20 protein-coding genes are annotated in these 21938 nt (G+C 58.3%); 16 read left to right on the top strand and 4 right to left on the bottom strand.

Translation table 11 applies throughout. The features are described 5' to 3' along the window. Positions 1–139 precede the first annotated feature (139 nt). From glpK to Q672_RS18985, 3 genes are all read left to right on the top strand, one after another. Positions 140–1627, top strand: coding sequence for a glycerol kinase GlpK (gene glpK / locus Q672_RS18995; RefSeq protein WP_022983988.1), 1488 nt, complete (start codon positions 140–142; stop codon positions 1625–1627). 360 nt (positions 1628–1987) lie between these two features. After that, positions 1988–3091, top strand: a complete 1104-nt coding sequence (locus tag Q672_RS18990; RefSeq protein WP_022983987.1) for a GGDEF domain-containing protein — start codon at positions 1988–1990, stop codon at positions 3089–3091. Continuing rightward, complete coding sequence (locus Q672_RS18985) at positions 3088–4191, top strand: GGDEF domain-containing protein (protein WP_022983986.1); 1104 nt, start codon at positions 3088–3090, stop codon at positions 4189–4191. Before Q672_RS18990 ends, Q672_RS18985 begins: the two co-directional genes overlap by 4 nt. Positions 4192–4342: 151 nt before the next feature. Here Q672_RS18985 and Q672_RS18980 read toward each other — a convergent pair whose 3' ends face one another. The 3 genes from Q672_RS18980 to Q672_RS18970 all read right to left on the bottom strand — a co-directional run bounded on the left by Q672_RS18980 (position 4343) and on the right by Q672_RS18970 (position 7561). Continuing rightward, on the bottom strand, positions 4343–5398 hold the full coding sequence (locus Q672_RS18980; protein ID WP_022983985.1) for an ABC transporter ATP-binding protein: 1056 nt from the start codon (positions 5396–5398) through the stop codon (positions 4343–4345). Positions 5399–5471: 73 nt separating this feature from the next. After that, complete coding sequence (argF, locus tag Q672_RS18975) at positions 5472–6380, bottom strand: ornithine carbamoyltransferase (protein ID WP_022983984.1); 909 nt, start codon at positions 6378–6380, stop codon at positions 5472–5474. Further along, the gene (locus tag Q672_RS18970; protein ID WP_022983983.1) at positions 6377–7561 is read right to left on the bottom strand and encodes an aspartate aminotransferase family protein; all 1185 of its coding nucleotides are present in this window, start codon (positions 7559–7561) and stop codon (positions 6377–6379) included. The genes argF and Q672_RS18970 overlap by 4 nt, the downstream gene beginning before the upstream one ends. A gap of 214 nt (positions 7562–7775) precedes the next feature. Here Q672_RS18970 and Q672_RS18965 point away from each other — a divergent pair, with 214 nt between their 5' ends. The 6 genes from Q672_RS18965 (at position 7776) to Q672_RS18940 (ending at position 13092) form a co-directional block, all read left to right on the top strand. Continuing rightward, a complete protein-coding gene (locus tag Q672_RS18965) occupies positions 7776–9323 on the top strand; it encodes a hydantoinase B/oxoprolinase family protein (RefSeq protein ID WP_022983982.1) in 1548 nt (515 codons plus the stop codon). Between the two features lie 66 nt (positions 9324–9389). After that, positions 9390–9719, top strand: coding sequence for a Grx4 family monothiol glutaredoxin (grxD, locus tag Q672_RS18960; protein ID WP_022983981.1), 330 nt, complete (start codon positions 9390–9392; stop codon positions 9717–9719). A gap of 219 nt (positions 9720–9938) precedes the next feature. Beyond that, entirely contained in the window at positions 9939–11084 is a 1146-nt protein-coding gene (locus Q672_RS18955) for a porin (RefSeq protein WP_022983980.1), read from the top strand. An 18-nt stretch (positions 11085–11102) separates the two neighbouring features. Further along, positions 11103–11600: an FMN-binding protein gene (locus tag Q672_RS18950; protein ID WP_022983979.1), complete on the top strand. Its 498-nt coding sequence runs from the start codon at positions 11103–11105 to the stop codon at positions 11598–11600. A 28-nt stretch (positions 11601–11628) separates the two neighbouring features. Next, on the top strand, positions 11629–12354 hold the full coding sequence (locus tag Q672_RS18945) for a PepSY domain-containing protein (RefSeq protein WP_022983978.1): 726 nt from the start codon (positions 11629–11631) through the stop codon (positions 12352–12354). Between the two features lie 135 nt (positions 12355–12489). Beyond that, a complete protein-coding gene (locus Q672_RS18940) occupies positions 12490–13092 on the top strand; it encodes a peroxiredoxin (protein WP_022983977.1) in 603 nt (200 codons plus the stop codon). A gap of 383 nt (positions 13093–13475) precedes the next feature. On the opposite strand, the gene rnt is transcribed toward Q672_RS18940, so the two are convergent. Further along, positions 13476–14144, bottom strand: coding sequence for a ribonuclease T (gene rnt, locus Q672_RS18935; protein ID WP_022983976.1), 669 nt, complete (start codon positions 14142–14144; stop codon positions 13476–13478). Positions 14145–14328: 184 nt separating this feature from the next. Between rnt and Q672_RS18930 the strand changes: the two genes are divergently transcribed. The 7 genes from Q672_RS18930 to Q672_RS18900 all read left to right on the top strand — a co-directional run bounded on the left by Q672_RS18930 (position 14329) and on the right by Q672_RS18900 (position 21739). Continuing rightward, complete coding sequence (locus Q672_RS18930) at positions 14329–15552, top strand: argininosuccinate synthase (protein WP_022983975.1); 1224 nt, start codon at positions 14329–14331, stop codon at positions 15550–15552. Positions 15553–15744: 192 nt separating this feature from the next. Next, positions 15745–17085, top strand: a complete 1341-nt coding sequence (locus Q672_RS18925; RefSeq protein ID WP_022983974.1) for a YncE family protein — start codon at positions 15745–15747, stop codon at positions 17083–17085. A gap of 222 nt (positions 17086–17307) precedes the next feature. Next, positions 17308–18609, top strand: coding sequence for a YncE family protein (locus Q672_RS18920; RefSeq protein ID WP_022983973.1), 1302 nt, complete (start codon positions 17308–17310; stop codon positions 18607–18609). Between the two features lie 177 nt (positions 18610–18786). After that, positions 18787–19170, top strand: a complete 384-nt coding sequence (gloA, locus tag Q672_RS18915) for a lactoylglutathione lyase (RefSeq protein WP_022983972.1) — start codon at positions 18787–18789, stop codon at positions 19168–19170. After that, a complete protein-coding gene (locus tag Q672_RS18910; RefSeq protein ID WP_022983971.1) occupies positions 19170–19604 on the top strand; it encodes an ATP-dependent zinc protease family protein in 435 nt (144 codons plus the stop codon). Before gloA ends, Q672_RS18910 begins: the two co-directional genes overlap by 1 nt. A 58-nt stretch (positions 19605–19662) precedes the next feature. Further along, on the top strand, positions 19663–20571 hold the full coding sequence (gene rimK, locus Q672_RS18905) for a 30S ribosomal protein S6--L-glutamate ligase (protein ID WP_022983970.1): 909 nt from the start codon (positions 19663–19665) through the stop codon (positions 20569–20571). A gap of 109 nt (positions 20572–20680) precedes the next feature. Continuing rightward, the gene (locus Q672_RS18900; protein WP_022983969.1) at positions 20681–21739 is read left to right on the top strand and encodes a succinylglutamate desuccinylase/aspartoacylase family protein; all 1059 of its coding nucleotides are present in this window, start codon (positions 20681–20683) and stop codon (positions 21737–21739) included. Positions 21740–21938: the final 199 nt, after the last annotated feature.

The following is a 21938-nucleotide window of genomic DNA, read 5'->3' as shown; positions in this document are numbered from 1 at the left end:
TCCATAAACGTGTCCGAAATCGCGCAATCTGCTGGCGGGTCCCCGGGTAAAATGCCGCTGCTTTTGCGTCTCTGCCGGTCATCGTTAGGGCGCACATGCCATTATTCATCGGCTCTCAAAACAACAAGGTGTTCGCCGCATGTCATACATCCTCTCCATAGATCAGGGCACGACCAGTACCCGCGCCATTGTCTTTGATGCCGATGGGCATGCCATGGGGCAGGCGCAGAAGGAGTTCCGGCAGCATTTTCCGTCGGATGGCTGGGTGGAGCATGATGCCAAGGAGATCTGGAACGACACCTTGACGCTATGTCGTGAGGCGCTGCGCAACGCGCATGTGGAGGCACAGCAACTCGCCGCTATCGGTATCACCAACCAGCGTGAAACGACGGTACTGTGGGATCGTGCCACAGGAGATCCGTTGGCGCGGGCGATTGTCTGGCAGGACCGACGAACCGCTTCGACGTGTGAGACATTACGGGATGCAGGCCACGAAGCGCTGGTTCGTGAGCGCACCGGTTTGCTGCTGGATCCCTATTTTTCTGCCACCAAACTGGCCTGGTTGCTGGACAATGTTCCTGGCGCACGGCAACGGGCTGAGGCTGGTGAGCTGGCCTTCGGAACCATTGATTGCTGGTTGTTGTGGCAACTGACACGCGGCAAGGTGCACGCGACTGACGCCACCAATGCCTCGCGGACGCTGTTGTTCGATATTCACCGTCAGTGCTGGGACGAAGAACTGTTGGCACTGTTTCAGGTGCCTGCGTCGGTCTTGCCAGAGGTTCGGGACAGCGCCGGTGAGTTTGGGCTGACATGCCCGGAGTTGCTTGGTGCAGCAGTGCCAGTAGCGGGTATTGCCGGAGATCAGCAGGCGGCGTTGGTTGGCCAGGCCTGTTTTGCCCCGGGGATGGTGAAAAGTACCTACGGCACGGGGTGCTTTATGGTCATGAACACCGGGGAAGCGGTGGCCTCGGAAAATCGATTGTTGACGACGGTGGGTTACCGGGTCAATGGCAAGACCACCTATGCTCTTGAGGGCTCCATCTTTGTGGCCGGGGCGGCCATCCAGTGGCTGCGCGACGGACTTAATCTGATACGCGATGCCAGCGAAACCGAGGCTCTGGCCCGGCGGGCGGGGTCTGCCGGCGGGGTGTACCTGGTGCCGGCATTTACCGGCCTGGGGGCGCCCTGGTGGGACCCCCATGCCCGCGGTGCCTTACTTGGGCTGACCCGTGATACGGGGATTGCCGAAGTGGTCACTGCCGGGTTGGAGGCGGTGTGCTACCAATCGCGGGATTTACTGGATGCCATGGCTGCGGACTGTGGTACCCGGCCCACAACCCTGAGAGTCGATGGAGGTATGGTGGTCAACAACTGGCTGAGCCAGACCCTGTCAGACGTATTGGGCGTCTGTGTCGACCGCCCCCAGGTAACGGAAACGACGGCGCTTGGCGCCGCCTACCTTGCCGGGCTGGGTGTGGGGTTATATGACTCGCTGGAGGCGGTGGCATCGCGTTGGCAGTGTGAGCGTGAATTTACGCCCATGCTGGAAGAAAGCGAGCGTGAGCGCGGCTACCGTGGATGGCGAGATGCGGTTGCGCGCGTCTGCCGGGATGCCAGTCACTGATTTTTTCGGGGGGCTGATCCGGCACTTCGCCACCTTGTGAAGGGCTGGAGTGCCGGTGCTTCGTTTCTGTTTTTCCCCTTTGTGCTTATTCTCCCCCCGTCCGCGGGGTGTTCTCTGCCCAAGTGGCGTCTATCTCGTCATCAGGAGTGGCGCCGATGGTAACGGGAGGCCGTTGCCGCCAGTGTTGGCTTCCCCAAGTAAATCAGTTGTTTACCGTGCATTGGCGACAGGCGGTGCGAATTGGTAGACGGTCAAACTGTGAACCAATAGGCATTTAGCATTAGTATTGGCTCATAAATAATACTAAATCGTCATACCGGTGTGGTGCGGGTGGGATGCCACACTCTTTGGGAATCCTTCATGGATCATACTTTGGCCCTTCACCCTGCGGCCATGCAGGGTCAGCGTGTGCGCCGCGTGCTGTTTGCCATACTGGCAGGGGGTGGTGCCCACACATTGCTATGCTGGATCACACTGCAGCTGGATTTTTTCCGTGGTGGTGATGCTGTTTTTTATCCGTTGTTTGCCATTATCTGGGGCGGCCACCTGCTCTTCCTCACTTTCATGTTGCTGGGGCTGAACCGGCGTTTGTCCGAGCCGGCAATGATTTTCCCCTTGATGGTGTGGTCCACTACCGGGCTACTGGTAACCGCGCTGGTGGTAGACCAGGCCCGACTTTGCGTCATGATGATTTTCTTTGCCGTGGTGCAATTGGGCGTGCTGCAGGCATCGTTACGTCAATTTGTCGTCCTGGCTCTCTACTGTGTGCTCAGCTACGCGGTGATCCTCGGGGTAGTTGGGGTTTACTGGCCGGAAGTGGTTGATCTGCGTGGGGAGTGGATGCAGTGGGGTCTGTTCTCAGTCATGGTGGCCGCAGTGACGTTGCTGGCGTCAGAGATTTCTGCCATCCGCAGCCTGCTGGGCAAACGGAACCAGCAGTTGGCTGAGGTGGTTGAACGTATTCATGAAATGGCGGTGAAGGATGAGCTGACGGGCTTTTATCGGCGCCGTCATGCCATGGAACTGCTGGCAAAGGCCTGTGGTCAGGCGTCGAGGGGAGCATTTTCTCTTGCTGTGGCCTATGTGGACCTGGATCACTTCAAGCGTATCAACGACCAGTATGGGCACAGTTGCGGTGACAGTGTGTTGGTCCGTTTTTCGGAAGTTGTGCGGCGACATCTTGGCGGGCAAGACTTTGCCGCACGGTTGGGTGGGGAAGAGTTCATGCTGGTGCTGCCGGTCAGTGACCGCGACGAGGCGGTCAATCTGCTTGAAGGGATCTTGCTGGGGATGCGCAGCCAGCGATATGACGAGGCACCAGGGCTTGTTGTCACCGTTTCTGCGGGCTTGGCCATGCTTGATGCGCATGAATCGCCGGCCAGTGTGGTCAGGCGCGCAGATCAGGCGTTGTATCGCTCCAAGGAATCCGGACGCGACCGTCTAACCGTGGATGAGTCGCAATGAATCAGGATCTTCGCCAGGCGCAGCGATTTACGCTGAACGAGAGACGCCTTTTGAAACGTCACGGCCGTTCTGCCATTGCGATTATGGCCATGCATACGTTGCTGTGCGTGCTTTACTTTCGGCAGGGTTATCTCCAGATCAGCATCGAAAGCGGCCTGATGTTGTTGGCCGGGGTGTGGGGGTCACTGCTGGTCTATCAGCTTCTTCTGGTGTCGGGCTGGACGATCAAACTTCGTGAGCCATCACTGTCGCTGTTTCTTATCTTGCATTTCACGCTGGTTTTCATGATCAGCGGCTACTACGTCGATGAGTTCCGTCTTAGCGCGGTGACATTGTATTTTGCTGGCTTGTTGCTGGTGTCATTCCGTTTGTCAGGCAAGGCCATGGTGGCAGTGGCTGTCCTCGGTAGCGCTTCCTACGCGGTCATGTTGTGGCTGGCACTGAATGACCGCTGGATCCAGTTGAGCTTTTCCGTCGAGGCCTTGCAGTGGTTGGTGTTCTCCATGATTGCCATTAGTTTTGCGATCACAGGAGGAGGCATCAACCGTTTGCGCAATACTCTCGAAGACAAGAATCGCGAGTTGGCCAAAGCGGTAGAGCAGGTGAGAGAGATGGCGATACGAGATGATCTTACCGGGTTGTTCAATCGTCGCCACTTGCTGGAAATCATGGAGCGTCAGCGTGCACTGGCGCTGCGCAAGAAACTGCCCTTCGCGGTCTGTTATGTGGACCTGGATCATTTCAAACAGATCAACGACCGCTTTGGTCATGAATGGGGCGACCGGGTATTGCGTCGCTTTTCGCAAGTGGCGATGGCGGGTATGCGCGATGGCGACTATTTTGGCCGGCTCGGAGGCGAGGAGTTTTTACTGATTTTGCCGCAAAGTGATGAGCTGGGCGCGGTGCGCGTGGCTGAGCGCCTGCGTAAGCGTTGGCGCGAAGAGAGCTTCGGCGCTGAAGGGGGGCCGGCGAATGTCAGCTTGTCCATTGGTGTCGCTGCGTATCGTGACAGCGACACTATCGATACTCTTATCAACCGTGCCGATGAAGGGCTCTACAAGGCCAAGAGTGGAGGGCGGGATCAGAGTCAGGTGGCGTGAACAGCAGTTAACAGTTAACAGTGAATAGTTAACAGCGAAAACCCGCGGAATAACACGGGGTTGGGTTTGAAATGCATGAGGCCGCGTCCTGACTCTGGGCGCGGCCTCATGCATTTCAAATTCAGAGCATCGCGAACTCGCGAGCTGTTAACTATTCACTGTTAACTAAAAAAGTGACCAAATGCTTGGTCCCAAGCCTGACATGCAGGGCATCGCCTTCCAGCACGTTGATGTGGCTATCGGTTTGGCAGAGCAGGGTTTCATTGGCGCTGATGCGCAGGTGATAAAGGATGGTGGCACCGGTGAATTGGCGTCGGGTCACTGGCAGGGCGAGGGTGGCCGTTTCGTCGGCGACCAGATCTTCGGGACGAAGCAAAACGTCCACGGCGGTACCTGGTGTCAGGGTATCCTGACGCCGGCCAGAGACTTCGCCGAGACTGGTGAGTACGCTGTGGGCAGTGGTGACCTCACCACGGAGGAAGGCGCCGTAGCCGGCAAACTCGGCGACAAACCGGGTCGCAGGAGCGTGGTAGATATTATACGGGGTATCCCATTGCTCCAGCTCGCCGTTGTTCATGACGCCGACTTTGTCGGCAAGCGCAAACGCTTCCTCCTGGTCGTGCGTGACCATCAGGGCCGTGACGTTTTCCTCGCGCAGAATATCCCCTAGCTCTCGCGCCAGCTGGCGACGTAAATCCAGATCCAGGCTGGCAAAGGGTTCGTCGAGCAATAACAAGGCCGGGCGAGGGGCCAGTGCTCTGGCCAGTGCTACCCGCTGTTGTTGTCCGCCGGATAATTCGTGGGGGTAACGGGTTTCCATGCCGGCCAGTCGAACCCGTGCCAGGCACTCCCTGACCCGTTCATCCCGCTGTCCGGCTGGCAATTTGCGCAGACCGAAGGCGACATTATCGGCAACAGTAAGGTGGGGGAACAGGGCGTGCTCCTGAAAGACCATGCCGAGGCCACGTTGTTCGGGAGGGAGTTGTTGCTGCAGGCTGGAAACGGTGTGGTCGCCGATACGAATACTGCCACCGCTCACCGGTTCAAGGCCGGCAATGGCTCGCAGCGTGGTAGTCTTGCCGCAGCCGCTGGGGCCTAACAAACAGGCAATTTCGCCTGCCGCCAGTGACAGGCTGAGATCTTTCACCACGGCCTGTTGGTGATAACCACAGGCCAGGTTTTCAATACTCAGCAATGCCTTGTTCATGGTCGTAGGCTCCACGCTTCATTGGCCTGTCAGATGGACGGCTTCTGCCAGGCACATCATGCAGAGGGTTGACTCAATGCTGACCGGTCAGCAGGAATTCCAGTAGCGCCTTTTGGGCATGCAGGCGGTTTTCGGCTTCGTCCCAGACGACAGCACGGGGGTCGTCCATCATTTCGTGGCTGACCTCCTCGCCGCGATGGGCAGGCAGGCAGTGCATGAACAAGGCGTCGGTATCGGCCAGGTCCATCAGTTCCGGGGTAACCTGGTAGCCTTCAAACGCATTCAGGCGACTTTCCTGTTCGTCTTCCTGTCCCATGGACGCCCACACGTCGGTCACCACCAGATGGGCTCCCTTCACGGCTTGACGTACATCCCCCTGCAGGCTGACCCGCTCCGGGTAACGGCCCATCAACGTTTCGCTGGGCGCAAAGCCTGACGGGCTGCTGATCACCAGTTCAAAGTCGAAGCGGTTAGCCGCATTGATATAACTGGCACACATGTTGTTGCCGTCACCGACCCAGACCACTTTCTTGCCCTGTATGCTGCCGCGATGCTCCACGAAGGTCTGCATGTCGGCCAGCAGCTGGCAGGGGTGGAAATCGTCGGTCAGTGCGTTGATGACCGGCACCGCGGAATGGGCGGCAAAGGTTTCCACCGTGGCATGATCAAAGGTGCGGATCATCACCGCATCGACCATGCGTGACAGTACCCGGGCAGAGTCTTCAATCGGCTCGCCGCGGCCTAGCTGGGTGTCACGGGGCGACAGGAAAATGCTGGCGCCGCCGAACTGGGTCATGGCCACTTCGAACGACACCCGGGTACGGGTGGAAGACTTCTCGAAGATCATACCCAGGGTCTTGCCCTGCAGGGGTTCGTGACGCTGGCCGTTGCGCTGCATGGTTTTCAGCTCAATGGCGCGCTGGATCAAGTAACCCAGTTCGTCGGAGGTCAGGTCGTTGAGGGTGAGGAAGTGGCGAGTCATGCGACCTCCTGGGCAGCAGCAAAATGGCGTATTACACCGCTCAGGCCGTCCACCAGCATTTGCATTTCGTGCTGGCTGATCACCAGCGGCGGCAGCAACCGCACCACGGAACCCGCCGTTACATTGATCAGCAGGCTGGCTTCACGTGCCAGGTTAACCAGTTCCGCGCACGGGCGGTCGAGCTGAATGGCCAGCATCAGGCCCTTGTTACGTACTTCAGACACCAGGGGCAGATCCGCCAGTGCGGTCTCGAAGGCGTGTTTGAGCCAAGCGCCTTTGTCGTTGACGCTGTCGACCACGTCGTCAGTGAGAGTGTTGACCACCGTCAGGGCCGCGGCGCAGCCCAGCGGGTTGCCGCCATAGGTGCTGCCGTGGTTGCCCGGTCCAAACACGCCCTCAGCCTTGCCAGCGACCAGGCAGGCGCCGATGGGGAAACCGTTGCCCAGGCCTTTGGCTGTGGTCAGAACATCCGGCACCACATTCTCGCCCATGCAGGCAAAGTAATGCCCGGTCCGACCGTTGCCGGTCTGGATTTCATCCAGCATCAGCAGCCAGTCATTCTGGTCACAGAGCTGACGCAGAGCGGTGAGGTAGCCTGCATTCGGGATATTGATGCCACCCTCACCCTGCACTGGCTCAACCAGTACCGCCACCACATCCGGATTGCCGGCCAGCGATGCAACCGCATCCGGATCATTGAACGGCACCCGGACAAAGCCTTCTACCAACGGACCGAAGCCCTCCTGCACCTTGGCATTGGCGGTAGCCGACAAGGTGGCCATGGTGCGGCCATGGAAGCTGCCTTCCATCACGGCTACCACGGGTTTGGTAATGCCTTTGCGGTTGCCATACAGGCGAGCAATCTTGATGGCTGCCTCGTTGGCTTCGGCCCCGGAATTGGAGAAAAACACGCTCTGCATGCCGCTCAGCTCACACAGACGCTGAGCCAGGGATTCCTGGGCGGGAATACGGTACAGATTGGAGGTGTGCATCAGCTGCCCGGCCTGTTCGGCCAGCGTTCGGCTCACCGCCGGATGGCAGTGTCCCAGGTTGCAGACCCCGATGCCGGAGATGGCATCCATGTACTTGTCACCGTTCTCATCGAACAGCCACACCCCTTCACCGCGCACAAACGCCACAGGCTGCCGTGCGTAGGTGGGAATCAAATATTGATGACTCATTACCCTGACTCGTTAACGCAAATTCGTCTGTTTCGGGGCGACCGAAACAAAAAACGGCAGCTATTAGCTGCCGGGAACCCCCGATAATAGCGCACATTTTAGTGAACAGTTAATAGTTAACAGTGAACAGCGAATGAGGGTAGGCTGTGGCCGGCCCGATTCGGTACGGTTTTTTTAGCTGTTAACTATTAACTGTTCACTGTTCATTGCCTTTATGAATCCTATCCAGCTCAGCATCTTCGCCAATCGCCTGTCCGGGATCTGTGACGAAATGGGGGCGGTGCTGCGGCTGAGTGCCCTGTCGCCCAATATCAAGGACCGGCTCGATTTCTCCTGTGCCATTTTTGATGCCGAGGGGCGTCTGTGTGCCCAGGCGGCCCATATCCCCGTGCATCTGGGGTCCATGGCTTACGCGATGGCAGATCTGGTGCGGGGAAGAGACTGGCGGGCAGGGGACCTGCTGGTGGTGAATGACCCGTATCTGGGGGGCACGCACTTACCGGATGTGACGGTCGTGTCGCCAGTGTTGCAGGGGGAGGACTTGCTGGGCTTCGCGGTGACCCGTGCCCACCATGCCAATATTGGGGCGCACAGCCCCGGCTCCATGCCGGTGTCGACCCACCTTGAACAGGAAGGCATTGTGATCGCCCCCACCTTGCTCAAACAGCAGGGGCAATGGCAGGTGTCGTTATGTCGGCGATTGGCTGGCCTGGAAGAGGCGGGCACGCTGCCGGCAGGTAATGCCCGGTTTGCCGACTTTGCCGCTCAGGCCAGTGCCTGTGAGGCGGGCGCCCGGCGCCTCGCTGAACTGGCCGGGGCGGGGCGCGCGTCGCTGGCTCAGTCATTTGATGCGCTCAATGCCTATGGCGAGCGTCGGGCGCGGGCGCGCATAGCGGAACTGCCGGATGGGGTATACCGGTTCGAAGACTGGATGGACGATGATGGTCAGGGCCAACAGGACATTCGCATTGCCGTGTCACTCTCCATTCGGGGAGAGTGCGCGGCGCTCGATTTTGCGGGGACGGACGATCAAGTGGCGGGCAACATCAACTGCCCGCTATCCGTGGCGGCCGCCGCCGCGTACTACTGTTTTCGCTGTCTGATGGATAACGATGTGCCCGCCTGTGACGGGTTGTTCCGCCCTATTACCCTGTCGGCCCCGGAAGGCTCTTTGCTGAATGCCCGGCGCCCGGCGGCCGTGGCGGCGGGCAATGTGGAAACCAGCTCGCGAGTGGTGGATGTCGTGCTGGGGGCACTGGCACAGGCCGCTCCCCAGGCGATCCCGGCGGCCAGTCAGGGCACCATGAATAATGTGGCCATGGGGGCGGCGGGTGAACACGGTTGGGATTATTACGAAACCATGGCCGGTGGCACCGGAGCGCATGCCGCAGGCGCTGGGCTGTCAGCGGTGCATAGTCACATGACCAACACCCTCAATACGCCTATCGAGAGCCTCGAAAGCCATTATCCGTTGAGGGTGCGGCGTTACGCTGTGCGTCGCGGCAGCGGTGGCGCTGGGCGCTTTACCGGGGGGGCAGGGGTTGTCAGAGAGCTGGAGTTCCTGGGGCCGGCCAGTTTTACCCTGCTTACCGAGCGCCGTCGTCGTGGCCCCTGGGGGCTGGCGGGAGGTTTACCCGGTGAGCCGGGCGCAAACCGCTTGAATAATCGGGTGCTGCCCCCCAAATATCAGGGGGAGGCGGTGGCCGGCGACCGGCTGCTGATTGCGTCCCCCGGTGGTGGCGGCTATGGGGGGCAAGAGTGATACAATGCCCCCACACGGCGCCATACCTGGCGCAGGCAACGGCTTTCAACGAATACAGGTGAAGTAATGGATGTGTTAGAGGTCATCAAAGACCAGATCGGCAAGAACCCGGTAATCCTCTACATGAAGGGTACCCCGCAATTTCCCCAGTGCGGTTTTTCTGCCCAGGTGGTGGAAGCCATGACTGCCGTGGGCAAGCCGTTTGCCTATGTGAATATTCTTGAGGCGCCGGAAATTCGCCAGACTCTGAAAGAGTATGCCAATTGGCCGACCTACCCTCAGCTGTGGGTGCAGGGCGAGCTGGTCGGTGGCTGCGATATCATCATGGATATGTACCGTTCCGGTCAGCTTAAAGAGATGGTTGATGGAGCCGCAGTCGACGGAGAAGATTCCTGAATTGCATTCAGGGAGAATCTGAATAAAGTTATGAACTTTGTTCGGTGAAATTTAACATTTTTCTCCGAATTTTGTTCAGTATAAAAAAACCCGGTTGAACCGGGTTTTTTTATACTTCGCTACAAAAATCGTATCAAGAATAAGTTTCAATTTTATTTCGTATCAATATAAATTCCCTTCCGCTTTGATTGGCAGCACCTATCAGGAAGGGAGAAATTCATGTTGAAGCGTTCCGTTTTGGCGATGGCCATCGCCGCCACCTCTGTGCCCGCGTTTGCCGCACAATCCGTTGAAGACCTGCAAAAGCAGATTGATATCCTTGCCCAGGAAGTTGAGTCGCTGAAAGAAAATGGCTCGTCTTCCAGTCCGCTGGATAAGCTGAGCATCGGGGGCTATGGCGAGATTCACTACAACAACTATCTGGAGCGTGACAAAGACGACCAGATCGATGCGCACCGTTTTGTGCTGTTCTTTGGTTATGACTACAGCGACAAGGTGCGATTCTTCTCCGAATTTGAGTTGGAACACAGTCTGGCGGGTGACGGCAAACCCGGAGAGGTTGAGCTGGAACAGGCCTACATTCAAATCGATACCACAGCCAATACCAAACTGACTCTGGGGCAGTTCCTGGTGCCGGTGGGGATCCTCAATGAGACCCACGAGCCAGATACTTTCTACGGTGTTGAGCGCAATACTCTGGAAAACAAGATTATCCCGGCTACATGGTGGGAAGCGGGTGCGATGTTCTCCCAGGATCTGGGCGCCGGCCTGACCTACGACATTGCTGGCCATTCCGGACTGAACATGTTCACTGCTGGCGGTGCACCCAACAAGATTCGTAGTGGTCGACAGAAGGTGGCTGAAGCCAATGGTAACAAGGGTGCAGTGACCGGCCGGGTTCGTTATGCCGGTCTGCCTGGGCTGGATATGGCGGCTACCGTTCAGTATCAGCAGGATGTTTTCCAGGCTGAGCCCGGGTTTGACACTGTTTCGGGTGTCCTGATTGAAGCCCATGCCCGTTACACCCTCGGAGCCGCTACCTTTACGGTACAGCATGCCCAGTGGGAGTTTGATGACGCGATTGGGGTCAAGGCAGCGGAAGAACAGAGTGGGTTGATGGCGGAAGCGTCCTACAAGCTCACCGAAAAATTCGGTATCTTTGCCCGGCACACCGAGCTGGACTGGAATGATGGCGGTGCTGATGCCGAAAATACTGAGCGTACCGACAGCACTGCTGGCGTAAACTACTGGATTATGCCGCGGGTTGTGCTGAAGGCGGATTACACCGATGTTCATTACGATACCGACGGCAAGGACAACGATGCTGATGACAATGTCAGCCTCGGAATTGGTTGGAGTTTCTAATCCTTGTGTAGTGGGTTGTTGAAGCGCACAGCAGGGCTAGCCCTGCTGTTGTGCCTGTTTTCTCCGGTGCGGGCGGAAGATGTCTATCTGTCCGTAGCGGACTATATGGCGCAGCAGTTCGAGACTGTGCCATCCCCATCCATGCTTTGGCTCGATGATACCCAGCGTAAAGCCGCAGTGGCGATTTCCGGAGAAGATCCTGGTTTTCGTCAGCGTTACTGGCGGGCTGACGGAAAGTCTGCCTGGGTGCTCAACGTGATTGGCAAGGACCACCCTATTACCCTTGGTATCAGCGTCAAAAACGGTAAGATTGACCAGCTGCGTGTACTGATCTACCGGGAGTCTCGAGGCTGGGAAGTTCGCCATCCATTCTTTACCCGTCAATTTGACCAGGCGCACATGAACAAGGGCAAACTCGACCGAAACATCGATAACATTACTGGTGCAACCCTGTCTGTCAGGGCATTGCAGCGAGCTGCCCGGCTTGCGTTGTGGCTGGATCAGCAGTTGCCATAATTGATCTTCCGTTGTTCAGAGGAAAGGCATGGGGACCCGTAAACCGACTCGTCAATGGCGGCGCTGGCATCGTTGGCTGGGGTTGGCGGTAGCCATTCCTGTGCTGGTGTTGTCCGTGACCGGCGTGCTGTTGAATCACATTGAATCGTTGTCCTGGGCTTCTCGTCCTCTCCCGCCTGCGGTAGCGCGTTGGTACGGCGCTGTGCTTCCTGAAACCCTCCAAGGGGTCTCCGTTAAGGGCAATTGGTATACCCAGCTCGAAGAGCGACTGTTTATCAACGACACCAATGCGTTTTACTGCAAGGGGCCACTGAAAGGTGTGGTTGACGCTGCGCCGTTGATTGTCGCTGGCTGTGCGGACGAATTGTTGCTGATTGCTGAAGGTTATCAATTGGTAGAGCGAATCGGCCCGGCTTATGGTCTGCCTGGCTATGTCCAGCTGGGGGGGCATGAAGGGGTGCTGGTGCTCAGGCAGCCGGAGGCGCTGGTGCGCTTTGATGTGAACCAGCTGGTCAGTGTCCCTTACTCCGGGCCATGGCAGGCTGCTGATCTTGCTCGTCTGCCAGCTGAGTTGGAAAAGGCGATTCTGCGGCAGAGTGTGCCAGAGTCTCTCAACTGGCAGCGATTTCTACAGGATCTGCATGCAGGGCGAATTTTGGGATTTGCCGGTCAATTGATGATGGACCTGGCTGCGCTTGTGCTGGCGATTTTGGCGGTCACCGGTAGCATAATCTGGGCCCGTACCCGTCGCTGATTGGTGGTAATTTGATCAATTGAATGTTCTGCGGGTTAAACCCGGTTGCATGATGCGCCGGAATCCCGATGATAGGACGCAGCCTTGGGCGGCATGGTGCTGCCCGTCACGTAGACAGAAAAATGGAGACGCATCATGGCCGTTCTGGTAGGTAAGCCTGCACCGGATTTCACTGTTCCCGCCGTACTGGGCGATGGCAGCATCGTAGATTCTTTCACCTTGTCCGAAGCGATTAAGGGCAAATACGGCCTGGTATTCTTCTACCCGCTGGATTTCACCTTCGTTTGCCCGTCCGAGCTGATTGCTCTGGATCACCGCATGGATGCCTTCAAGGAGCGTGGTGTAGAAGTTGTTGGTGTGTCCATTGACAGCCATTTCACCCACAACGCCTGGCGTAACACCCCGGTTAACGAAGGGGGGATTGGTCCGGTGAAATACACCCTTGCGGCCGACATGAACCACACCATTGCCCAGTCCTACGACGTGGAGTCCGAGGGTGGCATGGCGTTCCGTGGTGCCTTCCTGATCGACAAGAATGGCGTGGTTCGCAGCCAGATCGTTAACGACCTGCCGCTGGGTCGTAACATGGAAGAGCTGATTCGTCTGGTTGACGCGCTTCAGTTCCACGAAGAGCACGGTGAAGTGTGCCCGGCGGGCTGGCAGAAAGGTGACTCTGGCATGAACGCTTCTCCGGAAGGGGTTGCCGAGTACCTGTCAGGTAACGCTGACAAGCTGTAAAACGCCACAGCAAAAAGACAAAGGGCGCCAGAAATGGCGCCCTTTTTTTGTGCTTCACGCAACCGCGCTGAATCAGAATCCTATAGGGGGTTGCCACCAAGAAGGCCGAGCAGCCACCTTTGACGTCCTAAGGTGGGAGCGGTGGAATCACGGTTCACCCTGTGGGCAACCCGCATACTCAGAAATCGCGCCGCCACCGAGCGCAGTGAAGGAACGCCAGCAGGGCGGCCAGAAGGGTGGGTGTAGCGAATAACCGGCGCTCCTGCGACAGGGTTTGCACCTCAAGCGGGTTTTACTTGCAGCAGCGTCGCACAGAGATCGCAGCCTCCGGTGTGTTTACCCCAATGGGCGCTGCAATCTCTGTGGCAAGAAGGGTTTTTAAATCAATCCAGGGCCTTGGCCAGGGTTGGCGGCATTTCGCCGGCGGGTGGGGGCGGCCAGCCGCCAAGATCACGAAAACGATTGACCATGGAGCAGAACAGCTCTGCCGTACGGGTGGCGTCGTACAGGGCCGAGTGGGCTTCACGCTGGCTGAAACGGATGCCGGCGGCTTCGCAGGCCTTGGCCAATACCGTCTGGCCGTACACCAGCCCGGCCAGAGCGGCCGTATCAAAGCTGGAAAAGGGGTGGAACGGGTTGCGCTTGATGTCGGCGCGCTCGGCGGCGGCGTTCATGAAACCCAGGTCAAAGAAGCTGTTGTGGCCGACCAGTACCGCGCGGTTGCAGCCATGCTTCTTGACGGCTTTGCGTACGGGCTCGAAGACCCCTTTCAGGGCGGTATCTTCGTTCACCGCCCCACGCAGCGGGTTGTGCGGGTCGATCCCGGTAAAGTCCAGGGCGGCCTGCTCGATATTGGCGCCGGGGAACGGGTCCACATGGAACTGGATACGGGTAGAGGGGCGCAGGTAGCCCTGGGCGTCCATATCAATCAGGACGGCGGCGATTTCCAGCAAGGCATCGGTACTGGCATTGAATCCCCCGGTTTCCACGTCGATGACTACCGGCAGAAACCCCCGAAACCGCAGCGCCAGGCTGGGGTGCTGATCGCTCATGATGACTCCAACAGACAAAAAGCCCCGGCTCAGGCACTGGGCCTGGCCGGGAAGTCGCTATGCTACCGGAATCCCGGCGGTGGTGACAGGTGACGTCGGCACGGGCGGGCGGGTACAATACGCGACCTCGATTCATCGGGTGGCCGCGACCGCGCTGACGACCACCCTTTTGCGGAGTCTTTCAATGTCCAAGATCAACAAGGTAGTGCTGGCCTATTCCGGCGGCCTGGATACCTCGGTCATCGTTAAATGGCTGCAGGATACCTACGACTGCGAGGTGGTGACCTTCACCGCCGATATCGGCCAGGGCGAGGAAGTGGAGCCGGCCCGCGCCAAGGCACAGGCCATGGGCGTCAAGGAAATCTACATTGAAGACCTGCGCGAAGAGTTCGTGCGTGACTACGTTTTCCCCATGTTCCGCGCCAACACCATCTACGAAGGTGAGTACCTGCTGGGGACCTCTATCGCGCGTCCGCTTATCGCCAAGCGACTGGTGGAAATTGCCGAGGAAACCGGAGCTGACGCCATCTCCCACGGTGCGACCGGCAAGGGCAATGACCAGGTGCGTTTTGAGCTGGGAGCGTACGCCCTGGCCCCCGGCATTCAGGTGATTGCGCCGTGGCGTGAGTGGGATCTGAACTCCCGCGAAAAGCTGATGGCGTACTGCGAAGAGCGCAACATCCCGGTGGACTTCTCCAGCAAGAAGAAGAAATCCCCGTATTCCATGGATGCCAACCTGCTGCACATCTCCTACGAGGGCGGCAACCTGGAAGACCCATGGTGGGAAGCCGAAGATGACATGTGGCGCTGGAGCGTGAGCCCGGAAGCGGCCCCGGACCAGCCTACTTACATTACTCTGGGCTTCGAGAAAGGCGACATCGTGTCCATCGATGGCGAGCGTCTGAGCCCGGCCGACGTGCTGACCAAACTGAACAAGCTGGGTGGCGACAACGGCATTGGCCGTCTGGACCTGGTGGAAAACCGCTACGTGGGTATGAAGTCCCGCGGCTGCTACGAAACCCCCGGTGGCACCATTATGCTGCCGGCGCACCGTGCCATTGAGTCTCTGACCCTGGATCGTGAATCCGCGCACCTGAAAGATTCCGTGATGCCGAAGTACGCCGAGCTGGTCTACAACGGTTACTGGTGGAGCCCGGAGCGTCTGGCCCTGCAGAAACTGATCGATGCGACCCAGGAACACGTCAACGGTGAAGTACGCATGAAGCTCTACAAGGGCAATGCCACCGTGGTGGGGCGTCGCTCCGACAACGACAGCCTGTTCGATGCTTCCATCGCCACGTTCGAGGACGATGCGGGTGCCTATGACCAGAAAGATGCGGAAGGCTTTATCAAGCTGAACGCCCTGCGTCTGCGCATTGCGGCCAAGAACGGGCGCAAGCTGAGCTGATTGACGAACGTCGAACGCTGAGCGAAACCGCCGCTGGCCGAGAGGCCGCGGCGGTTTTTTGTTTCTGGCGATTCGTTCTGTTGAACCTGCGATTTACATAACGCAAAGGAAACGCCCTTTAATTTGTACCATGGTCACAACTAGGCTCTGGGGATTGACAATAACAACATTCGACCCTGGGGAGATCCGGTTATGTTTCTGCCGTCCTTGCATCGTCGCGCTCTGTTGGCTGCGACTCTGGCTCTGGTTATCAGCGGTTGCGGTGGGGACAGTGACAGTACTGCGCCATCGCCGAACAGTGCGGCCCCTGCCGACACGGGCAGCACGGCCACCCCCAATACCCCGTCTGAGCCCGATCCCGTTCCCCCGGCGCCAACCTCCCGTGATGTGATTTTTGTGGGTAACAACTGGGAAGGCATGATCGATGTGGTCGATCGGGACACCCATGAGCGGCTGGGGCGGATCAACGGGATTCCCGACAAGCAGGCCCGCGAGGCAGCCATCGTGCTGAACCCGGTGGACCTGGTGTTCTTTATCGCCATTCAGCAATTCATTGGCGAGGGGCATCACCAGTACGTGGATGACATGTATAGCTCCAACGATGGTCGCCTGCTGATTGTTTCCCGGCCCAGCTATGCCGATGTGGTGGCGCTGGACATTGCCAGTGGCGAGATCGAATGGCGCTTCGAGGTCGACGGCAATCGCTCCGATCACATGGCCATCTCCCCGGACGGCAAGCATGTGGCCGTGTCGGCCTCCACCGGTAATGTGGTGCATGTGCTCGACGTGCAGACCGGGGAAGAGATCGGCCGGTTTCCGTCAGGGAATTCGCCCCACGAGAATGTGTATTCCGAGGATGGAAAACGGATTTACCACGCCAGCATTGGTCATGTGTTTACCCCGCTGGACCGTGATCCGCTGAAAAAGCTCAAGGGCGAGCGGGTATTTCAGGTGGTGGACGCCGAGACGTTCGAGATCCTGCGCAAGCTGGATATCAAGACCAAGCTGGAAGAGGCCGGGTATGCCGACCTGAGCCCGGCCGTGCGGCCCATGGCCCATACCCATGACGAGCGCTATTTCTACTTCCAGCTGTCATTTCTCCATGGCTTTATCGAGTACGACATGGAAGAGGACCGGATTACCCGGGTGGCGTCGCTCCCCAACCTGATCCCCGATACGCCGCAGGAAGTGTACGTCAACGACTCTGCCCATCACGGCATTGCGTTGAGCGCCGACAACAGCACCCTGTGTGTGGCCGGCACCATGAGCGACTATGTGGCGCTGGTAAACCGGGAGACCTTCGAGTACTCGCTCAAGACCGGTATTGGTGAAAAGCCCTACTGGGTCACCACCAGTGACGACGGCGAGCATTGCTACGTGTCCTGGAGTGGCACCGACCAGATGTCCATTTTCCATTATGCCAGCGGGCAGGAAGTGGCCCGGGTCGATGTGGGAGACCACCCCCAGCGGATTCGTGAAGGGCGGGTGCCGATCGCCTGGGTCGAGGCCCAGGGCTCGCTCTTTCTGCCCTGAGCCGGCGGGTTGTCCGGCCGCCATGACGGCGGCCTGGATGACGTAAGTCTTAGACGAAAGTGCCAGTTATGGACTGGCACTTTCGTCGCTTTAGTGATCCCTGTCCCGCTTGTGCTGCGGGCGCTCCCACATTCCTGACCCTTGCCTTTTGAACCCTGCCGGCAAATACGTTTACGGTTGTGCACCAATCAAAACAACAACACCGTATAGGGAGACAAGGACATGTTGCTCACCTCACTCTGGCACTGTCGCCGCCACAGCGCCTTAACACTGATAGTCATGGTTGCCTTTTTATTTCCCTTGCCGGCGTCGGCCAGCTGGTGGAACTGGTGGGACGATGAGGGTGACAACGGTGGCAGTGCGGCCAGCGGTGAACGTGACGTGATCTTTGTGGGGAACAACTGGGAAGGCACCATCGATGTGATTGATGTGGCAAGCCACGAGCGGCTTGGTCGCATCAACGGGATCCCTGACAAGAACAAACGCATTGCGGAGATTTACCTGAATCCGGTGGAGTTGCTGTTCTTTCAGGCCATCAAGACCTTTATCGGTGAGGGGCATCACCAGTTTGTGGATGACATGTACAGCAGCAACGATGGTCGACTGCTGATTGTGTCCCGCCCCAGTTTTGCGGACGTGGTAGCGCTGGACATTGCCAGCGGCAAGATCGCGTGGCGTTTTGAAGTGGAAGGGTATCGTTCTGACCACATGGCCATTTCACCGGATGGCCAGCAGGTGGCGGTATCCGCTTCTACGGGGAAGGTGGTGCATATTCTGGATGTGCAGACCGGCGAAGAGGTGGGCCAGTTCCCGTCAGGAAACTCGCCCCATGAGAACGTGTATTCCGATGATGGTGAGCGGCTTTATCATGCCAGCATTGGTCATGTGTTCCTGCCGCTCGACCGGGACCCCATCAAGCTCAAGGGCGAACGGGTCTTTCAGGTGGTGGATGCTCACACGCTGGAAATCCTCAAAAAGATCGACATGAAAGTGAAGCTGGAGGAAGCGGGGTACCCGGACCTCAGCCCAGCCGTTCGGCCCATGGCCCACACCCCGGATGAGCGCTATTTCTACTTCCAGCTCTCTTTCCTTCATGGCTTTATCGAATATGACATGCAGGACGATCGTATTACCCGTCTGGCAACCTTGCCCAATCTGGTCCCGGACATGCCCATTGAGCGGTACCTGAACGACTCGGCCCATCATGGCATTGCCATGAATGATGCCGGCGATACGCTGTGTGTGGCGGGAACCATGAGTGATTATGTGGCCCTGGTAGATCGGCAAACGTTTGAATACCGTATCAAGACCGGGGTGGGGGAGAAGCCTTACTGGGTCACCACCAGCGCTGATGGCGAACATTGCTATATTTCCTGGAGCGGCACGGACCAGGTGTCGGTCTTTCACTATGCCAGTGGGCAGGAGGTCGCCCGGGTAGACGTTGGCGATCACCCGCAGCGGATTCGTGAGGGCAAGGTCCCGCAAAGCTGGGTGGACGATCAGGGCTCCTTGTTCCTGCCCTGATCCCTGCCATTCGCCCCCCGTCAGGGTCATGGCTGTGCAGCCTGACCCTGACGGAGAAAATTGCGCTCTTTACGAGTTTTTCATTGTCAATTGTCCCCGCCCACACCACTATTCGCCCCTGATGGGGTAGGTGCTCCCGGTGCCTGCAATCTGGACCGCAAACTGGAGCAAAGAACCATGCGAATTCTGCATACCATGCTGCGTGTGGGGGATGTGGATGCCTCGGTGGCTTTCTATACCGAAGTACTGGGCATGCACGAAATCCGCCGCAAGGATTACCCGGAAGGCCGTTTCACCAACGTCTTTGTCGGCTACCAGCCGGAGGCCGAGGGCCCGGTGCTGGAGCTCACCCATAACTGGGATCAGTCCCGCTATGATCTGGGAACCGGTTACGGCCATATCGCGCTGGCCGTGGATGACGTGTACGCTGCTTGTGAGCGTATTCGCGAGCGGGGCGGCAAGATTACCCGTGAACCCGGGCCCATGAAGCATGGCACCACGGTGCTGGCCTTCGTGGAAGACCCGGACGGTTACAAGATCGAATTGCTGGGACGGGACTGATGGGAAAAGTCACTGTGGGCTGGCGCGAGTGGGCCAGCCTGCCGGAACTGGGCATTGATGCCATCAAGATGAAGGTGGACACCGGGGCGCGAACCTCGGCCATACATGCGTTTGAAGTCGAATCCTTCAAGCGGGACGACACGGAATGGGTGCGCTTTTCCCTGCATCCCATTCAGGATCAGCCCCAGGTGACGGTGTGTGAAGCCCCGGTACTGGACCGCCGGGTGGTGACGGATTCCGGTGGTCACAAGGAAGAGCGGCCGGTGATTCTCACCGAGATTGATCTTGGTGGGCGCCGTTGGCCCATCGAAATCACCCTGACGGACCGGGAAACCATGAAGTTCCGCATGTTACTGGGCCGTACCGCGATGACAGAAATCAGGGTCGAGCCCACAGAGTCTTTCCTGCTGGGCGGTGACAAGGACAGGCCGTAACGGTCTGGCGTCTCACTGATCTCCTTAACTTAATACGTTTATTAACCAAAGTGCTGCCATGAAAATTGCGATTCTTTCGAGAAACAAGCGACTCTATTCCACTCGCCGCCTGGTGGAAGCCGGCGAGGCGGCTGGTCACGAAATGCACGTGATCGACACCTTGCGGTGCTACATGAGCATGGTGGCGCACAAACCGGAAATTCACTTCAAGGGCGAAGTGCTGGAAGGGTTTGATGCGGTGATTCCCCGTATCGGCGCGTCCATTACCCAATACGGTACGGCGGTGCTGCGCCAGTTTGAGATGATGGGCGTATTCCCGGTGAATGAGTCCGTGGCTATCTCCCGTTCCCGGGACAAGCTGCGTTCCCTGCAGCTGTTGTCGCGCAAAGGTGTGGGGTTGCCCATCACCGGCTTTGCCCACTCCCCGGATGATATTCCTGATCTGATCAACATGGTGCGTGGAGCACCGTTGGTGATCAAGATGCTGGAAGGTACCCAGGGCATTGGCGTGGTGCTGGCGGAAACCCGCAAGGCGGCAGAGTCAGTGATCGAAGCCTTTATGGGCTTGAACGTCTCGGTGATGGTGCAGGAATACATCAAGGAAGCCGGTGGTGCCGACATTCGCTGTTTTGTGGTGGGCGGCAAGGTGATCGCGGCAATGAAACGCCAGGCGGCACCGGGTGAGTTCCGTTCCAATCTGCATCGCGGAGGCAGTGCCAGCCTGATCCGCATAACCCCGGAAGAGCGGGCCACGGCGGTGCGTGCTGCCAAGATCATGGGTCTGAATGTGGCGGGGGTGGATATCCTGCGCTCGAACCACGGCCCGGTGGTGATGGAAGTGAACTCCTCGCCGGGGCTGGAGGGTATCGAAACCGCTACCAACAAAGATGTGGCGGGCATGATCATTCAGTTCATCGAAAAAGATGCGCGTCCCTATCGCACCCAGACCAAAGGCGCGAAGGGATAACAACGGGAATTCACCGTTAGTAGTGAATCGTTGATAGCGAAAAACCGCCCGGCGTGAAAGTTGGCTGCGCTGGCTGAAGATGATGAGAGTTTGTTGTCTCGGGTGAAGAATGAAAAATCCAAAAGAACCGAAAAACACGCCTTTTGAAATTGATGGCATTACTGTGCAGCCAGGCACTCGGGCCAAGGTGGAATTGCCGCTGGCACAACTTTACACCCAGACGCCGCTTAACGTGCCGATCCATGTTGTTCATGGCCGCAAGCCCGGTCCGGTATTGATGGTCAGTGCAGCAATTCATGGGGACGAGCTGAATGGGGTGGAGATTATCCGCCGCTTGCTGCGTCACTCTGCCCTGAAAAGCATCAATGGCACCCTGTTGGCGGTGCCGGTGGTGAATGTATTCGGCTTTATTCACAAGACCCGTTATCTGCCAGACCGTCGCGACCTGAACCGCTGCTTCCCCGGCTCTGAAACCGGCAGCCTGGGGGCGCGTATGGCCTGGCAGTTCAAGAGCCAGGTGCTGGATCGTGCCACCCACGCAGTGGATCTGCACACCGGCGCCATTCACCGCGCTAACCTGCCGCAGATTCGGGCGGACCTGTCCAACGATGACACCGCAGCCATGGCCAATGCCTTTGGTGTGCCGGTGGTGATCAACTCGGTATTGGGTGAGGGCACCCTGCGTGAAGTGGCCGAAGCCCAGGGCATCCCTGTTATCACCTACGAGGCCGGTGAAGCCCTGCGCTTTGATGAGGCCAGCATTCGTGCCGGGGTGAAAGGCGTGCTCAACATCATGCAGCACCTGGGCATGACCGGCATCCGCCGGACCAAACCCCCCGCCGAGCCCTACATCGCCCGCTCCTCCAGCTGGGTGCGTGCCGAGCGCGACGGCGTCTTCCTGTCCCTGGTGGCACTGGGTGCCTGGATCAAGAAAGGCGATCTCATCGGTCGAATCTCCAGCCCCTTCGGTGGCGATGATGTCTCCATCCACGCCCCCGCCGCCGGCATCCTGGTGGGCCGCAACAACCTGCCGCTGGTCAACGAAGGCGAAGCCCTCTACCACATCGCCCGCTTCGAGGAAGTCAGCGAAGTGGCCCAGTCCCTGGAGGTGTTCACCTCCGACATCGAAAAAGGCCCGACCCTGGCCGGTGAGCCTCCCATCGTCTGATTCCTTTTAATTGAGTAGACCCATCAATTGGTTACCGGGTTGGGGGTGCGCACAAATTGCCCGCCAGCAGTGGGGTAGCGCTAGAAGCTGTCTGTTTGGGTTTATGTGTGTTCCCCATATGCTTTGAATTTACGAGATGGATAGGGAGCAACCGAGAGCGCTAATACGAATTCTACTTGCTAAGTCATCTGGTGATATC

Origin of the sequence: Alcanivorax sp. P2S70, assembly GCF_000475295.1 — a bacterium.
GTDB lineage: Bacteria > Pseudomonadota > Gammaproteobacteria > Pseudomonadales > Alcanivoracaceae > Alcanivorax > Alcanivorax profundi.
The sequence above is the reverse complement of the archived record's forward strand: the minus strand, read 5'-3'. Positions and strand labels throughout refer to the sequence as shown.

What these genes read in the sequence shown, in the direction of transcription:
- rnt (WP_022983976.1), bottom strand. Translation starts at nt 14,144, where the DNA reads ATGAGCGATCAGCACCCCAGCCTGGCGCTGCGGTTTCGGGGGTTTCTG.
- grxD (WP_022983981.1), top strand. Translation starts at nt 9,390, where the DNA reads ATGGATGTGTTAGAGGTCATCAAAGACCAGATCGGCAAGAACCCGGTA.
- Q672_RS18910 (WP_022983971.1), top strand. Translation starts at nt 19,170, where the DNA reads ATGGGAAAAGTCACTGTGGGCTGGCGCGAGTGGGCCAGCCTGCCGGAA.
- Q672_RS18970 (WP_022983983.1), bottom strand. Translation starts at nt 7,561, where the DNA reads ATGAGTCATCAATATTTGATTCCCACCTACGCACGGCAGCCTGTGGCG.
- gloA (WP_022983972.1), top strand. Translation starts at nt 18,787, where the DNA reads ATGCGAATTCTGCATACCATGCTGCGTGTGGGGGATGTGGATGCCTCG.
- Q672_RS18985 (WP_022983986.1), top strand. Translation starts at nt 3,088, where the DNA reads ATGAATCAGGATCTTCGCCAGGCGCAGCGATTTACGCTGAACGAGAGA.
- Q672_RS18965 (WP_022983982.1), top strand. Translation starts at nt 7,776, where the DNA reads ATGAATCCTATCCAGCTCAGCATCTTCGCCAATCGCCTGTCCGGGATC.
- Q672_RS18945 (WP_022983978.1), top strand. Translation starts at nt 11,629, where the DNA reads ATGGGGACCCGTAAACCGACTCGTCAATGGCGGCGCTGGCATCGTTGG.
- Q672_RS18900 (WP_022983969.1), top strand. Translation starts at nt 20,681, where the DNA reads ATGAAAAATCCAAAAGAACCGAAAAACACGCCTTTTGAAATTGATGGC.
- rimK (WP_022983970.1), top strand. Translation starts at nt 19,663, where the DNA reads ATGAAAATTGCGATTCTTTCGAGAAACAAGCGACTCTATTCCACTCGC.
- Q672_RS18980 (WP_022983985.1), bottom strand. Translation starts at nt 5,398, where the DNA reads ATGAACAAGGCATTGCTGAGTATTGAAAACCTGGCCTGTGGTTATCAC.
- Q672_RS18930 (WP_022983975.1), top strand. Translation starts at nt 14,329, where the DNA reads ATGTCCAAGATCAACAAGGTAGTGCTGGCCTATTCCGGCGGCCTGGAT.
- Q672_RS18940 (WP_022983977.1), top strand. Translation starts at nt 12,490, where the DNA reads ATGGCCGTTCTGGTAGGTAAGCCTGCACCGGATTTCACTGTTCCCGCC.
- Q672_RS18955 (WP_022983980.1), top strand. Translation starts at nt 9,939, where the DNA reads ATGTTGAAGCGTTCCGTTTTGGCGATGGCCATCGCCGCCACCTCTGTG.
- Q672_RS18990 (WP_022983987.1), top strand. Translation starts at nt 1,988, where the DNA reads ATGGATCATACTTTGGCCCTTCACCCTGCGGCCATGCAGGGTCAGCGT.
- Q672_RS18920 (WP_022983973.1), top strand. Translation starts at nt 17,308, where the DNA reads ATGTTGCTCACCTCACTCTGGCACTGTCGCCGCCACAGCGCCTTAACA.
- argF (WP_022983984.1), bottom strand. Translation starts at nt 6,380, where the DNA reads ATGACTCGCCACTTCCTCACCCTCAACGACCTGACCTCCGACGAACTG.
- Q672_RS18925 (WP_022983974.1), top strand. Translation starts at nt 15,745, where the DNA reads ATGTTTCTGCCGTCCTTGCATCGTCGCGCTCTGTTGGCTGCGACTCTG.
- glpK (WP_022983988.1), top strand. Translation starts at nt 140, where the DNA reads ATGTCATACATCCTCTCCATAGATCAGGGCACGACCAGTACCCGCGCC.